The organism is Burkholderia sp. L-4 (assembly GCF_056856535.1).
This window is the reverse complement of the sequence record NZ_JBXEOX010000001.1, coordinates 138,759-152,702: the sequence shown is the minus strand read 5'-3', so window position 1 is coordinate 152,702 and position 13,944 is coordinate 138,759. Positions and strand designations below refer to the sequence as shown.

The 13,944-nt window shown below is 69.1% G+C and carries 11 protein-coding genes and 1 pseudogene; 6 read left to right on the top strand and 6 right to left on the bottom strand.

Translation table 11 applies throughout. The annotated features are described in order from the left end of the window. Positions 1-186 precede the first annotated feature (186 nt). A pseudogene (locus AC1VVG_RS00705) lies at positions 187-1,063 on the top strand (AraC family transcriptional regulator). A 65-nt stretch (positions 1,064-1,128) separates the two neighbouring features. On the opposite strand, the gene AC1VVG_RS00700 reads toward AC1VVG_RS00705, so the two are convergent. Next, a complete protein-coding gene (locus tag AC1VVG_RS00700; RefSeq protein ID WP_482835116.1) occupies positions 1,129-1,509 on the bottom strand; it encodes a zinc ribbon domain-containing protein in 381 nt (126 codons plus the stop codon). Between the two features lie 10 nt (positions 1,510-1,519). After that, positions 1,520-4,042, bottom strand: coding sequence for a heavy metal translocating P-type ATPase (locus AC1VVG_RS00695; RefSeq protein ID WP_482835114.1), 2,523 nt, complete (start codon positions 4,040-4,042; stop codon positions 1,520-1,522). A 91-nt stretch (positions 4,043-4,133) separates the two neighbouring features. Between AC1VVG_RS00695 and cadR the strand changes: the two genes are divergently transcribed. Together cadR and AC1VVG_RS00685 are read left to right on the top strand one after the other, a co-directional pair. Further along, positions 4,134-4,565 carry a Cd(II)/Pb(II)-responsive transcriptional regulator gene (cadR, locus tag AC1VVG_RS00690; protein WP_006477300.1) on the top strand — a complete coding sequence of 144 codons (432 nt, stop codon included), beginning with the start codon at positions 4,134-4,136 and terminating at the stop codon, positions 4,563-4,565. Between the two features lie 68 nt (positions 4,566-4,633). After that, the gene (locus tag AC1VVG_RS00685) at positions 4,634-5,206 is read left to right on the top strand and encodes a PadR family transcriptional regulator (protein ID WP_482835113.1); all 573 of its coding nucleotides are present in this window, start codon (positions 4,634-4,636) and stop codon (positions 5,204-5,206) included. Positions 5,207-5,255: 49 nt separating this feature from the next. Here the strand turns inward: AC1VVG_RS00685 and AC1VVG_RS00680 are convergent, their stop codons facing one another. From AC1VVG_RS00680 to AC1VVG_RS00665, 4 genes are all read right to left on the bottom strand, one after another. Continuing rightward, the gene (locus AC1VVG_RS00680; RefSeq protein WP_482835112.1) at positions 5,256-6,686 is read right to left on the bottom strand and encodes an FAD-binding oxidoreductase; all 1,431 of its coding nucleotides are present in this window, start codon (positions 6,684-6,686) and stop codon (positions 5,256-5,258) included. A gap of 12 nt (positions 6,687-6,698) precedes the next feature. Further along, positions 6,699-7,487: an ABC transporter substrate-binding protein gene (locus AC1VVG_RS00675; protein WP_482835111.1), complete on the bottom strand. Its 789-nt coding sequence runs from the start codon at positions 7,485-7,487 to the stop codon at positions 6,699-6,701. Between the two features lie 62 nt (positions 7,488-7,549). Continuing rightward, a complete protein-coding gene (locus tag AC1VVG_RS00670; protein WP_482835110.1) occupies positions 7,550-8,704 on the bottom strand; it encodes a methionine aminotransferase in 1,155 nt (384 codons plus the stop codon). 205 nt (positions 8,705-8,909) lie between these two features. Continuing rightward, on the bottom strand, positions 8,910-9,578 hold the full coding sequence (locus tag AC1VVG_RS00665; RefSeq protein WP_059559466.1) for a TetR/AcrR family transcriptional regulator: 669 nt from the start codon (positions 9,576-9,578) through the stop codon (positions 8,910-8,912). 120 nt (positions 9,579-9,698) lie between these two features. On the opposite strand from AC1VVG_RS00665, the gene AC1VVG_RS00660 reads away from it, so the two are divergent. The 3 genes from AC1VVG_RS00660 (at position 9,699) to AC1VVG_RS00650 (ending at position 13,940) form a co-directional block, all read left to right on the top strand. Then, positions 9,699-11,351, top strand: a complete 1,653-nt coding sequence (locus AC1VVG_RS00660) for an acyl-CoA dehydrogenase family protein (RefSeq protein WP_482835108.1) — start codon at positions 9,699-9,701, stop codon at positions 11,349-11,351. Between the two features lie 60 nt (positions 11,352-11,411). After that, the gene (locus AC1VVG_RS00655; RefSeq protein WP_482835106.1) at positions 11,412-12,920 is read left to right on the top strand and encodes a class I adenylate-forming enzyme family protein; all 1,509 of its coding nucleotides are present in this window, start codon (positions 11,412-11,414) and stop codon (positions 12,918-12,920) included. 360 nt (positions 12,921-13,280) lie between these two features. After that, on the top strand, positions 13,281-13,940 hold the full coding sequence (locus AC1VVG_RS00650; RefSeq protein ID WP_482835105.1) for a PAAR domain-containing protein: 660 nt from the start codon (positions 13,281-13,283) through the stop codon (positions 13,938-13,940). The last annotated feature ends 4 nt before the right edge of the window (positions 13,941-13,944 follow it).

Genomic DNA, 13,944 nt, shown 5'->3' with positions numbered 1-13,944 from the left:
TACCCGAGAAAAATGACGCGATCACCCGATTTCACCGTCTTTAACTTTAGTCATTGATTGCGGAGGGGCAAGACCCCATTTCGGCGAAAATAAAAAGGGGCGGATTCAGGACGGCTACGCATTTCCGCAAGATTTGTCCATCGCGCCCGTGCTACCGTGGTTTCCGTTCTTGCCCCGGACCCGTCGATGACAGCCGAAACGAAAACCGGCCGCCCCGCGTGGCGTCGCTATGCGGCAAGCGTGGCGCGCGTTCACGAAACCATCCTCGCGCACCTCGACGGCCCGCTCGACCTGAATCGGCTCGCCGAGGTCGCGTGCCTGTCGCCGTATCACTGGCAACGCGTGTACCGCGCGCTGTACGGCGAGTCGATCGTGCTGACGATACGGCGGATGCGCATCGTGCGCGCGTCCGCGGATCTCGTGTGCACCGCGCGGCCGATCGACGAGATCGCGCGGCGCGGGCTACGGTTCGGCGCACGCGTTCGCGCGGGCATTCCGCGACGCCTACGGCGTGCCGCCTGCCCAGCACCGGCGCACGGGCGTGCACCGGCCGATCTACCCGCTACAGAGAGGAGAGGAAGACATGTTCAAGCATGAGGTCGAGATCCGGCGCCTGCCGGAACTGCGTGGCTACGCGGTCGCGCACACCGGCGCTTACCTGAAGGTCGGCGATGCGTTCGGGCGGATCGGCGCATGGGTCGCGCAGCACGGGCTGATCGGCCCGGGCGCGAAGATGATCGGCATTTTCTACGACGATCCGGACACGACGCCCGAAGCGCAGTTGCGCGCGAAGGCGTGCTTCATGCCGGCCGACTGCGCGCCGGACGTAGAGCCCGCGCCGCCGGTCGAACGCGCGACGGTGGCCGGCGGCGAGTACGCGGTGCTGCTGCATACGGGGCCGTATGCGGGCCTGAAGACGGCCTACCAGTGGCTCTACGGCGACTGGCTGCGTCACTCGGGCCGCGAAGCCGCCGACGCGCCGCCGTTCGAGCTGTACCTCAACACGCCGATGGATGCGGCGCCGGCCGACCTGCGCACCGAGATCTACCTGCCGTTGCGCTGATCGACAGGCCGCCGGGCCCGCCGTGAAACGACGCGCGCCGGCCGATGATCATGCGCGCAGGCGTGTTAAGTCGCCTGCGTCCCGCACCCGGAACAGAAACGCGCGTCGGCCGCCAGCGCCGTGTGGCAACGGCTGCAGGCCTGGCTGCGTTGGGCCGCGCCGCACTGCGCGCAGAAGCGCGCATCGGCCGCATTCAGCGCGCCGCAGCCCGCGCACGCGAGCTGGCTCAGCGGCAGGTTGCCGCCCTGGCCGCCGTTGGTCGCATCTGCCGCCTGCCAGCCCCAGCCGTGGCGATCCCGGCCGCGTGCATCGTGGCCGCCGTGCCCGTCACTACGCTGGCCGCCGTGATGCCCGCCGCCGTGGCCACCGCTGCCGTGCCCGCCGCTGCCGTGCCCGCCGCCATGACCACTGCCGTGGCCGCCCAGGATCCGTTTCAGAAAGCTCATCGCCCGCTCCTCAACGCTTGGCCGGTGCGCCGCCGAACGCCCCGGAGGACGACAGCAGCCGCAAGCCGTTGGCCACGACGATCAGGCTCGCGCCCGCGTCGGCAAAGACCGCCATCCACATCGTGCCGAGCCCCGCGACCGTGAGGCCGAGGAACACGACCTTCACGCCGAGCGCGAAGCCGATGTTCTGCACCAGCACGCGGTGCGTCGCACGCGACAGCCGCACGAATGCGGGAATCTTGCGCAGGTCGTCGTCCATCAGCGCGACGTCGGCCGTCTCGATCGCGGTGTCCGTGCCCATCGCGCCCATCGCGAAGCCGATGTCGGCACGCGCAAGCGCCGGCGCATCGTTGATCCCGTCGCCGACCATCCCGACCGCGCCCGCGCCGCCGGCCGACAGCGTCTCGACCGCCGCGAGCTTGTCTTCCGGCAACTGGTTGCCGCGCGCGTCGTCGATGCCGGCCTCCTGCGCGATCGCCTGCGCGGTGTGCGGGTTGTCGCCCGTCAGCATCGCGGTGCGGATGCCGAGCGCGTGCAGATCGGCGATCGCTTCGCGGCTCGTGTCCTTGATCGTGTCGGCCACCGCGAAGATGCCGAGCACGCGCACGTCGTCGACCAGCACCACGACGCTCTTGCCCTGGCGCTCCAGCGCGTCGAGCTTCGCTTCGAGGGCCGTCGAGCAACGCTCCAGCTCCTCGACGAGCCGATGGTTGCCGAGCCAGTAGCGCGTGCCGTCGATCGTGCCGCGCACGCCGCGCCCGACGATCGCTTCGAAGTCCTGCACATCGGCGAAGGCCGTCGTGCCGGCATCGCGCGCCGCGGCCGCGATCGCCTGCGACACCGGGTGATCGGAGCGCGCCGCGAGGCTCGCGCCGAGATGCCGCACGCGCGCCGCATCGGCGTCGTCCGCATGCAGGTCGAAGTCGGTCTGCACCGGCTTGCCGTGCGTGATCGTGCCGGTCTTGTCGAGCGCGAGCCACGCGAGCTTGCGCCCTTCTTCCAGGTAGACGCCGCCCTTCACGAGAATCCCGCGCCGCGCGGCCGCCGCGAGCCCCGACACGATCGTCACCGGCGTCGAGATCACCAGCGCGCACGGGCACGCGATCACGAGCAGCACCAGCGCGCGGTAGATCCAGTCCTGCCACGCGCCGCCCATGACGATCGGCGGCACCACCGCGACCAGCAATGCAACCGCGAACACGATCGGCGTGTAGACGCGCGCGAACTGGTCGACGAAGCGCTGCGTCGGCGCCTTCGCGCCCTGCGCTTCCTCGACCGCGTGGATGATCCGCGCGAGCGTCGAGTTCGCCGCGACGGCCGTCACGCGGTATTCGAACGAGCCCGATTCGTTGATCGTGCCCGCGTACACGGCGTCGCCGGTCGCCTTTTCGACGGGCAGGCTCTCGCCGGTGATCGGCGCCTGGTTGACCGTCGAGCGGCCCGCGACGACCTCGCCGTCCAGCCCGATCCGCTCGCCCGGCTTCACGCGGACGACCGCGCCGAGCGCAACCTGCGCGGCCTCGACCGTGCGCCACGCGCCGTCGGCCTGCCGCACGGTCGCGGTGTCCGGCGCGAGCTGCATCAGGCCCTGGATCGCGTTGCGCGCGCGGTCGAGCGACTTCGCCTCGATCAATTCGGCGATCGTGAACAGCACCATCACCATCGCGGCTTCCGGCCACTGGCCGATCGCCATCGCGCCCGTCACCGCGATGCTCATCAGCGCGTTGATGTTCAGGTTGCCGTTGCGGATCGCGATCCAGCCCTTCTTGTACGTGGTGAGCCCGCACGCGAGCACCGCGGCGAGCGCGAGCGCCGCCGCGAGCCATACCGGCAGCCCGGCCCACGTCGCGCCTTCGGATGCGATCGCGGCGACGCCGGCCAGCGCCAGCGGCCACCACGGCTTCGCGGGCGCGTCGGCGACGCCCGCCGCCGGTGCGCCGGCCGTCGCGGCCTCGGGCGTCATCCCGAGCGTGCGGATCGCGCTTTCGATCGCCGGCTGCGCGCCGGGCACGTGCTCGACGGTCAGCATCCGCTGCATCAGGTTGAATTCGAGCGCCGACACCTCGTCCATCCCGCCGAGCTTCTTGCGGATCAGCGTTTCCTCGGTCGGGCAGTCCATCTGCATGATCCGGAACGCGGAGCGCACATGACCCGACGCGGTCGCCTGCGCGACCGGCAGCGGCGCGAGCGTCAGCGCGGCAGGCGCGCAGCAGTCGCCGGCCGCGTGGTCGTGGTCGTGGTCGTGGTCGTGGTCGTGGTCGTGGTCGTGGTCGTGGTCGTGGTCGTGACCGGCATGGTCATGCGCGGCGTGGTCGTGCGAACACGTCGCGCCGTGCTGATGCGCGTCGTCGTGCGAATGATCCTGATCATGGTCGCGGCCGCGCGAGGCAACCTCGCCGCGCGCGCGCTCGCCGGCCGCCGGCGCCGCATCGGCAACGGTCGCCGTCTGCGTGTCGCGCGGGTCGGCGCAGCATGCATCGGCGCCGCCGGCATGACGGTGTCGCGGGTCGCGGGTACGCTGGGCGTCGGTCATGACAACCTCCTCAATGGCTTTCAATGGCTTGACGGAGTACAGTTAACACCCTGAAGCCACTACAAGGTCAACCCTTACACGGGAGAAAGGCATGAAGATTGGCGAACTGGCCAAAGCGGCCCGCTGCACCCCCGAGACGATCCGTTTCTACGAAAAAGAGGGGCTGATGCCGGATGCGGAGCGCACCGACTCGAACTACCGCAACTACACCGACGTGCACGTCGAACGGCTGCGCTTCATCCGCAACTGCCGCGCGCTCGACATGGCGCACGACGAAATCCGCGCGCTGCTGCGGCTCACCGACACGCCGGCCGACCGCTGCGATTCGATCAATTCGCTGCTCGACGATCACATCGGACACGTCGATGCGCGCCTCGCGGAACTCACGCATCTGCGCGACCAGCTGACCGAATTGCGCCGCCAGTGCGTCGGCGAACATTCGGTCGAGGATTGCGGCATCGTGCATGGTCTCGCGACGATGGAAACCGTCGCGCCGGCCGCGAAGCGATCGCACCTCGGCTGAAACCCTTGTGAAATAAGATAGTCTGGTTGAGAATAGTTATATTCTGACTAGATATAAATTAACTATTCATGTCTACGAGTCGTCCGTCCCCGCTCGCGCTGGCCGTCCTTGCGACGCTCACCGAAACGCCGATGCATCCGTACGGGATGCTGCAGCAACTGAAGGCCCGCGGATACGACGAAGTCGTCAACGTGCGGCAGCGCACGAGCCTCTACCAGACGATCGACCGGCTGCTGCGCGACGGGCTGATCGCCGTGCACGACACCGAGCGCGACGGGGCATTTCCGGAACGCACGCTGTATGCGCTGACCGAAGCCGGGCACATGGCGGGGCAGGCGTGGCTGCATGCGCTGCTCGCGGAGCCCGCGCGCGAATTCCCGGTGTTCGGCGCCGGTCTCGCGTTCCTGCCGCTGCTCGACGCCGACGACGCGCGCCACCAGCTCGAGCTGCGGATCGCGCGGCTCGACGCCGAGCGCGAACGGCTGGAAGGGCTGCGGGCCACCGCGCAGGCCGACCAGGTGCCGCGCCTGTTCCTGCTGCAGAACGAACATGCGCTGGTGTTGCTCAATGCGGAGCTCGACTGGACGCGCAGCGTCGTCGAACACTTGAAGATCGGCGCGCTGCGCTGGGTGGACGGCTGACGTACCTATCTCGCCGGTCGCTTCCCGTCGGTCACGGGAATCGACCGCGTCAAAGCACCTTGCCGGGATTGAGAAGGCCGTGCGGGTCCAGCGCGGCCTTCAGGCGCCGCATCAGCCCGATTTCCGCGTCGCTGCGCGTGTGCGCGAGATAAGCGCGCTTGAGCACGCCGATCCCGTGCTCGGCCGATACCGAGCCGCCCATGTCGCGCACCACCGCGTACACGCAGTGGTCGAGCGCCTCGAGGTCCGCCGCGGTCATCCCGGCCAGCGATACGCCGATATGCACGTTGCCGTCGCCGACATGACCGAAGAACAGGCACGTGACGTCCGGCCAGCGCGCCCGCAGCGCCGCCTCGCAGCGCCCGGCGAACGTGCCGAGCTCGCCCGTCGGCAAGCTCACGTCGAAATTGACGAGATGCGGCAGCGCATCGATCGCCAGGCCTTCGCGCAACGTCCACAGGTCGCGCGCCTGCCGCTCCGACATCGCGAGCACCGCGTCGTCCACCAGCCCCGCGTCGAACCCCGCCGCGAGGCCCGATTCCAGCGCCTGGCGCGCATCGCCGCCCGGCGCGCTCGTCGCGCATTCGATCAGCACCGCGAAGCCGCCTTCGCCCGCGAACGGCGCCGTGACGTCCGGCGTGTGACGCGCGACGTAGTCGTAGAACGCCGGCCACATCGCCTCGAAGCTGACGACTTCCGGCAGCGTGCGCACGCGGTTCCACAGCTCGACCACCGCGTCGTAGTCGCGCACGCGGCACAGCGCGGTGGCCGGCGCCGCGAGCAGCGGGTGCAGCCGCAACACCGCGCGCGTGACGACGCCGAGCGTCCCCTCGCTGCCGATGAACAGCTGCTTCAGGTCATAACCCGCGTTGTTCTTCAGCATGCGGTTCATCGACGAGACGATCGTGCCGTCCGCGAGCACGGCTTCGAGCCCGAGCACCTGCTCGCGCATCATCCCGTAGCGGATCGCGCGCGTGCCGCCCGCATTGGTCGCGAGCATGCCGCCGATCTGGCATGAACCCCGCGCGCCGAGATCGACGCCGAACGTGAAGCCCGCCGCTTCCGCGGTTTCCTGCACCGTCTGCAGCGGCGTCCCGGCGCGCACGGTCATCGTGCCGGACGCCGCGTCGATCGCTTCGATACCGGCAAAACGTTCCATCGACAGCACGACCTCGCCGCCGAGCGCGACCGCGCCACGCGCGAGCCCGGTCAGTCCGCCCTGCGGCACGACCGGCAGCCCGAGCCGCGTGCACAGCGCGAGCGTGCGCGACACGTCGTCGACGCTGCGCGGGCGCACCAGCGCGCGCGGCCGCACGCCGGCCGGCTCGTTGTACGCGGTGAAGTAACGCGGATCGATCTCGGCGGAACGCGTAACCAGCGCATCGCCCAGTTCCGCGACGAGCACGGCGTCGGGCGCCTCGCCCGGCTGCGCGCCGCCGCGCGGTTCGCCGCCCGCGGCCGCCGTCTCCCGGTTCTGCATCGTGCGGCCCGCTTACTTGGTCGAAATATCGATATCGCCGAAATACTTCAGGCCGAGCGACTTCACCGTGCCGTCCGCCTTCAGCTTGTCGATCGCCGCGTCGAGCTTCGCCTTCAGTGCGTCGTCGCCCTTGCGCAGGCCGAATGCGATCCCGCTGCCGAGGATCCTGTCGTCGTGCACCGGCTGGCCGACGAACGAGAAGCCCTTGCCGTCCGGGCGCGACAGGAAGCCGCGCTGGCCGGACGGTGCGAGCACGAGCGTCGCGTCGAGGCGGCCCGCCACGAGATCCGCGTACGCCTGGTTCTGATCCTGGTACGCGACGACCGCCACGCCCGCCGGTTCCCAGTGCGCCTTCGCGAAGGTTTCCTGGATCGATGCCTGCAGCACGCCGACGCGCTTGCCCTTCAGCGATTCGGGCGTCGGCAGCAGGCCGCTGCCGGTGCGCGCGATCAGCTGGGTCGGCACGCGATAGATGATCGTCGTGAAGTCGATCGCCTGGCGCCGCTGCTCGGTCGCGTTCATCGCCGAATTGATCGCGTCGAACTTGCGGCCCTTCAGTGCGGGAATCAGCCCGTCGAACGACGTCTCGACCCATTTGCACGACAGCTTCGCCATCTGGCAGACGGCATTGCCGACGTCGATGTCGAAGCCCTGCAGGTCGCCGTTCGGCGCTTTCGATTCGAACGGCGGGTATTGCGCTTCAAGGCCGAAACGCAGCGTCTGCGCGTCGGCGAGCGCCGCGCCGGAGCCGATTGCGCAAGCAAGTGCGAACGCGAGTTTCAGGGTGGCCGTGTGCTTCATCGTGATCTCCAGTGTCTGGTCGATGCGACGGGCCCGTCGCCGGGTGCCCGTCGCCGGTTTTCCTACAGCGAACGCAGCCGCCGCGCGCCTTCGACCAGCGTCGCGTCGTCCTTCGAAAAACTGAGCCGGATCACGCCGGCATCGGTGCCGTCGGTGTAGAACGCCGACAGCGGAATCGTCGCGACACGCGCGTCGCGGATCAGGCGCAGCACGAAATCGCTGTCGCTTTCGTCCGAGAAGTGACGGAAGCGCGCGAGCATGAAGAATGAGCCTTCGCTCGGCAGCAGTTCGAAACGCGAACCGGCCAGCTCGCGCGCGAGCAGGTCGCGCTTGGCCTGGTAGAACGCCGACAGGCCGAGATAGCTGTCCGGCCGCGCGAGGATCTCCGCGAACGCGACCTGCATCGGCGTGTCGGCCGAGAACACCATGAACTGGTGGACCTTGCGGATCTCGTCCATCAGTTCGGCCGGCGCGAGGCAATGGCCGACCCGCCAGCCGGTCACGTGGAACGACTTGCCGAACGACGACACGATCACGCTGCGCTCGGCCAGCTCGCGGTGGCGCGCGACGCTCTGGTGCTGCGCGCCGTCGAACACGACGTGCTCGTAGACCTCGTCGGACAGCACGACGATGCCCGTATCGCGCGTGAGCTGCGCGAGCCGGTCGAGATCGTCGGCCGAGAACACGGTCGCGGTCGGGTTGTGTGGCGTGTTGACGATGATCATCCGCGTGCGCGGCGTGATCGCGGCAGCCACTTCATCCCAGTTCACGCGGAAATGCTCGGGCGACAGCTTGATCGCGACCGGCGTCGCGCCCTGCAGCCGCACGATCGGCGCATAACTGTCGAACGACGGCTCGAAATAGATCACCTCGTCGCCCGGATGCACGAGCGCGCTGATCGCCGCGTAGAGCCCCTCGCTCGCGCTCGCGATCACCGTGATCTCGGTCGCCGAGTCGTAGCGCGCGCCGTACAGCGCTTCCGTCTTCTCGGCGAGCCGCTCGCGCAGCGCCATCACGCCGGCCATCGGCGCGTACTGGTTGTGCCCGTCGCGCATCGCGCGCGCGACGCCTTCGACGAGCGCCGGATCGGGCGCGAAATTCGGCGCGCCCTGCGACAGGTTCAACGCGTCGTGTTGGGCAGCCAGTTGGCCGATCACCGTGAAGATCGTCGTCCCGACGTCGGGCAGTTTCGAACGGGGCGCGGTGGCGCTTCGCATGACTCCTCCTTCTGATGTCCTTCGGGCGGGCCCGCGTCACGCGCGGCCCTCCGTCTGCCGCATGATTTAGCCCGAGCCAATATCGGCGGACAATCGAAAGTTCGTCATGGCGTCCATGCATTTTCCTCATGGCTCACCGGGAGAAGCACGCAACGGCAAGGCTGGTGGGCGGGCCCGACATGCGAATCAGGCATTTCCCGTGGCGCTACGCATCCGCCGCCGCCAGGTACGCGAGCAGCACGGCCCGCAGTTCGCGGCGCTGCGCGGCGAAATCGAGCGCGGGCCCGAGCGTCAGCAAGGCCTGCGACAGCCCGCCGTAGCAGATCGTCTGGGCCATCCGCGCGAGCCCGTCGAGCCGCGCGGCCGGCGGCGGATCGGCCGCCTGGGCCAGCGCGTCGCGCCACAGCGCGACATACGCGTCGTAATGCCGGCGGTACGCGGCCAACGGCGAGACCTGCCGCTCCAGCACGAACAGCGCGCCCCACAGCGCCGCATCGGCGGCGATCGCGTCGACCTGCAGGTCGACCAGCGCGGCGGCGAGTTCGGCCCGCGGTGCGCCGCGCAGCCGCTCGGCCGCATCGCGCAGCCGGTCGGCCAGCGCCTGCACGCGACGGTGGATGCAGAGCGCCGCAAGGCTCTGCTTGTCGCCGAAATACTCGTAGAAGGTGCCGATGCTCACGCCCGCGACGGCCGCGATCTCGCGGATCGTCGCCTTTGCATAGCCGCGTTCGAGCAAAAGCTGAACGAACGCCTGCTGCAGCGCATCGGAGCTCGCCTGCGCGCGCGACTGGCGCGGCCGGCGGCGCAATGCGGGCGCGGGTTGCGCCGCCGGCTGGCCGGGCGGCGCCGGAACCTGAACATGTCGCGGCGGCATATTTGCTACTCTGAAATCGGCAGGGAATACGTTTTACCGGGCGCCCGAAGCCGTGCCGAAGCGCGCGCCGCGCGGCATGGCGCCGGCTGCCCGCGAAGCATGAGACCGGAGACACACGCGATGACCGAATCGACTCACGCCGTCACGAACCAGGTCGACGAACTGGTCGACTATAACCTCTTCGCGACGGATCTCGCGCTACGCGACGCGCTCGCCCGGGCAGGCGCCGACTGGGCCATGCCGCAGCTCGACGCGTACGGCGCGTGGCTCGGCCGCGCCGACACCGCGCGGCTCGCCGACGAAGCGAACCGCCACGCGCCGGAACTGAACACGTTCGACCGGCGCGGCCGCCGCATCGACCGCGTCGATTTCCACCCGGCCTGGCACGCGCTGCTCGGCCAGTACCGCCACGAAGGCTTCGTGTCGCTCGCGTTCCGCGAATCGCGCCGCGGCCGCTGGGCCGCGACCGCCGCCGGCTTCTACCTGCACGGCCAGATCGAGGCCGGCACGCTGTGCCCGGCCACGATGACGCAGGCCGCGATTCCCGTGCTGCAGAAGGAACCGGCGCTGTGGGGCCTGCTGCGCGACAAGCTCTATAGCGACGATTACGATCCGCGCGACGTGCCGGTCGCCGACAAGCGCTCGATCTGGTTCGGCATGGGCATGACCGAGAAACAGGGCGGCTCCGACGTGCGCGCGAACACGACGCTCGCCACGCCGGTCGGCGCGGGCGGGCGCGGCGCCGAATACCGGTTGCGCGGCCACAAGTGGTTCTTCTCCGCGCCGATGTGCGACGCGCACCTCGTCGTCGCACGCACCGAGGCCGGCAGCCCGTCGTGCTTCTACGTGCCGCGCTGGCGGCCGGACGGCACGAAGAACGCGGTCGAGATCCAGCGGCTGAAGAACAAGGTCGGCAACCGCAGCAACGCCAGCAGCGAGATCGAGCTGAACGACGCGTGGGGCATCATGCTCGGCGACGAAGGCCGCGGCATTCCGACCATCATCGAGATGGCCACCTACACGCGGCTGAACTGCGTGCTCGGCAGCGCGGCGATGCTGCGTCAGGGCGTCGTGCAGGCGATCGCGTACACGCGCCAGCGCCACGCGTTCGGCCGCGCGCTCGCCGAGCAGCCGCTGATGCGCACCGTGCTCGCCGATCTCGCGCTCGAAAGCGAAGCCGCGCTGTCGCTCGCGATGCGTCTGGCCGACGCGTTCGAACGCGACGACTCGCCGCGCGAGCGCGCATGGAAGCGGATCGTCACGCCCGCCGCGAAATTCTGGGTCTGCAAGCGCGCGGTCGAGTTGACCGGCGAGGTGATGGAAGTGTTCGGCGGCAACGGCTACGTCGACGACGGCCCGATCGCGCGGCTGTTCCGCGAGGCGCCCGTCAACTCGATCTGGGAGGGCTCGGGCAACGTGATGTGCCTCGACGTGCTGCGCGCGGTGTCGCGCGAGCCCGACGCGGCCGCCGCGCTGTTCGACGAACTCGCCGACCTAGGCGCGGGCGAACCGCGCATCCGCGCGGCGCTCGACGCGCTGCGCGCGATGCTCGCCGCGCCGGCCGACACGCTCGAAGCATCGGCCCGCGTGTTCGCGCAGCGGCTCGCGCTTGTCGCGCAGGCGTGCCTGCTGCGCCGCGACGCGCCGGCGGCCGTCGCCGACGCGTTCGTCGCGACCCGGCTCGCCGCGCCCGACTGGGGCCGCATCGCGGGCGGCCTCGATCCGCATGCGATCGACGTCGCCGCGCTGCTGCAGCGCGCCTACCCGGCCTGACGCCGGTCCGTTCACCCTTGTTCACCCGCGTTCGCCTTCGTTCGCCCGCCCGGAGCCCCGATGAACCTCGTCGCCGCCCTCGACCGCGCCGCTCGTGCGACGCCCGACAAGCCGTTCCTCGTCAACGAATCCGCGACGATCACCTATGCCGCCGCACGCGAGCGCTCGCACCGCGCGGCGGCCGTGCTGAGCGCGCTCGGCGTCGCGGCCGGCGACCGCGTCGCCGCGATGTGCTTCAACACGCCGGCCTTCGTCGACTTGATGTTCGGCGCATGGCGGCTCGGCGCGGCGTTCGTGCCGATCAACCACAAGCTGCAGGCACCGGAAGTCGACTACGTGCTCGAGCACAGCCGCTGCAAGGCGCTGCTGTTCGACGTGGCGCTCGCGCCGGTGATCGAGCGCCTCGCGCATCCCGCGCGGCGGCTCGTGACCGAGGGCGAACTCGACGGCGTGCCGAACTTCGACACGATGTGCATGACGCGCGACGCCCTCGCGGGGATCGAACCGGCCGACGGCGACATCGCGCAGATTCTCTACACGTCCGGCACGACCGGCCGCCCGAAAGGCTGCGTGCACAGCCATCGCACCGTGACGCTCGCGGCGATGCAGGCGGCGCTCGCGACCGGCATCGGCCGCAACGAGCGCACGCTGATGGCGATGCCGATCTGGCATTCGTCGCCGCTGAACAACTGGTTCGGCGGCACGCTGTTCGCGGGCGGCACCGTCGTGCTGATGCGCGAATACCATCCGCTGCGCTTCCTGCAAACCATCGAACGCGAACGCGTGACGCTGTATTTCGGCGCGCCGGTGTCGTACACGCTGCCGCTCGACACGGTCGACGGCTTCGGCGCGTTCGACCTGTCGAGCGTGCGCGCGTGGCTGTACGGCGGCGGCCCGATCGGCGCCACGCAGGCCGAACGGCTCGCGCAGGCGTATCGCAGCCATGCGTTCTTCCAGGTGTACGGGATGACCGAAACGGGCCCGGCCGGCACGACGCTGTATCCGGACGAGCAGATCGCGAAGGCCGGCTCGATCGGCCGCCAGGGCGGCCCGGGCGTCGACCTGCGCGTCGTGCGGCTAGACGGCATCGACGCGCGGCCGGGCGAGACCGGCGAGATCTGGCTGAAGGCCGACTGCATGATGCTCGGCTATCTCGACGACGCGGCCGCGACGGACGCGGCGTTCGCGCCGGACGGCTGGTATCGCACCGGCGACATCGCGCGGATCGATCAGGATGGCTACCTGTTCATCGTCGACCGGCTGAAGGACATGATCGTGACCGGCGGCGAGAACGTCTATTCGAAGGAAGTGGAGGACGTGCTCGGCGCGCACCCCGACATCGCCGAGGCGGCCGTCGTCGGGGCCCCGCATCCCGACTGGGGCGAGACGGTCGTCGCGCACGTCGTGCTGCGCGCGAATGCGGCGCCCGACGCGGAGGCGCTGCGCGCGTTCTGCGGCGAGCGGCTGGCCGCGTACAAGATTCCGCGCGAATTCACGTTCGCGCAGGCGCTGCCGCGCACGCCGACCGGCAAGCTGCAGAAGTTCCTGCTGCGCGTGCGCGGGGATTAAGTACCTGAGGTTTGGTCAAGGCACTCGCAACTCGTACACTCCTATCCCACTTGCCGACAGCTTTCATCCAGGTCGGAAGCGGCGCCATTCCGCCGTCCACGGCATCCGTTGGTTACGGTCTGCATTTTCCGAATTCCTCCGGCATCCGGTGATCGAAGCGTGCTTCACGCGCTGCAAGAAAGCACCCAACCGCGCCACCGCACCGGCTCATTTCGGCATGCGTGGTCGATCCAAAGGATGATATGAAACGAGTAATAAAACTTGAGGATAACAAATCATACTCGTCCGATTGATCAATGGTTCTTGTCTGAAATAGCGTCTCTAAGCTGGTCATTCCATTTACCGAGACAGGGACGCACGATGAAAAACGAACACAAAGCACCGACCCATCTTTTTGCCACCGTTGGCTCACTCACCGAACGTGGCGGACGCGTCACGACTGCAACCAGCGGCCTGACCCTGGCTGGGCTGGAGGTAGCCCGCGTCGGAGACGTGGTGACCTACGACGACGGTAGCGAGGCCGTGATCATCGATGGGGCGGGAAACAACCATAGCGAGGGCAAGCCCTTCGCGTTGGTCGGCAGCCGATTGAGCAACGGCGATCGCATTACCGAAACGCTGCGCACCTCATTGGGCATTCACGTACGCGAACGGCAAAGCGTTGCTGGACTGTTCGATCCGACCTACGTGCCGCCGCCCGCAGCGCCCGCCTACAGACTGGCCGTACGTGGTGCGACGACAGCGCACGGCGGTGCGTTGCGCGAGCCGTCCGGTACATGGGAAGTAGCACCGCACTTAGGCAACGCGGCCGTGGTGGGCGACCTGGTCCACTATCCGGACGGCTCAACCGCGTGCGTGATCAGCGGTCTGGGTTTGGCCGACAGGTCCGACTTCGCACCACTCGCCTTCGTCGGCAGTGAACTCGATAACGGCGACACGATCACTGACAACCCAGAGCGGCGAGGCGTCGCGTCGTCCATTGTATTTAGCGTCGTTACCCAAACGCCCCTGTCCCACTGAGGCG

Excerpts from the sequence above, each read along its gene's own strand:
- AC1VVG_RS00700 (WP_482835116.1), bottom strand. The coding sequence starts at position 1,509 with ATGAGCTTTCTGAAACGGATCCTGGGCGGCCACGGCAGTGGTCATGGC.
- AC1VVG_RS00695 (WP_482835114.1), bottom strand. The coding sequence starts at position 4,042 with ATGACCGACGCCCAGCGTACCCGCGACCCGCGACACCGTCATGCCGGC.
- cadR (WP_006477300.1), top strand. The coding sequence starts at position 4,134 with ATGAAGATTGGCGAACTGGCCAAAGCGGCCCGCTGCACCCCCGAGACG.
- AC1VVG_RS00685 (WP_482835113.1), top strand. The coding sequence starts at position 4,634 with ATGTCTACGAGTCGTCCGTCCCCGCTCGCGCTGGCCGTCCTTGCGACG.
- AC1VVG_RS00680 (WP_482835112.1), bottom strand. The coding sequence starts at position 6,686 with ATGCAGAACCGGGAGACGGCGGCCGCGGGCGGCGAACCGCGCGGCGGC.
- AC1VVG_RS00675 (WP_482835111.1), bottom strand. The coding sequence starts at position 7,487 with ATGAAGCACACGGCCACCCTGAAACTCGCGTTCGCACTTGCTTGCGCA.
- AC1VVG_RS00670 (WP_482835110.1), bottom strand. The coding sequence starts at position 8,704 with ATGCGAAGCGCCACCGCGCCCCGTTCGAAACTGCCCGACGTCGGGACG.
- AC1VVG_RS00665 (WP_059559466.1), bottom strand. The coding sequence starts at position 9,578 with ATGCCGCCGCGACATGTTCAGGTTCCGGCGCCGCCCGGCCAGCCGGCG.
- AC1VVG_RS00660 (WP_482835108.1), top strand. The coding sequence starts at position 9,699 with ATGACCGAATCGACTCACGCCGTCACGAACCAGGTCGACGAACTGGTC.
- AC1VVG_RS00655 (WP_482835106.1), top strand. The coding sequence starts at position 11,412 with ATGAACCTCGTCGCCGCCCTCGACCGCGCCGCTCGTGCGACGCCCGAC.
- AC1VVG_RS00650 (WP_482835105.1), top strand. The coding sequence starts at position 13,281 with ATGAAAAACGAACACAAAGCACCGACCCATCTTTTTGCCACCGTTGGC.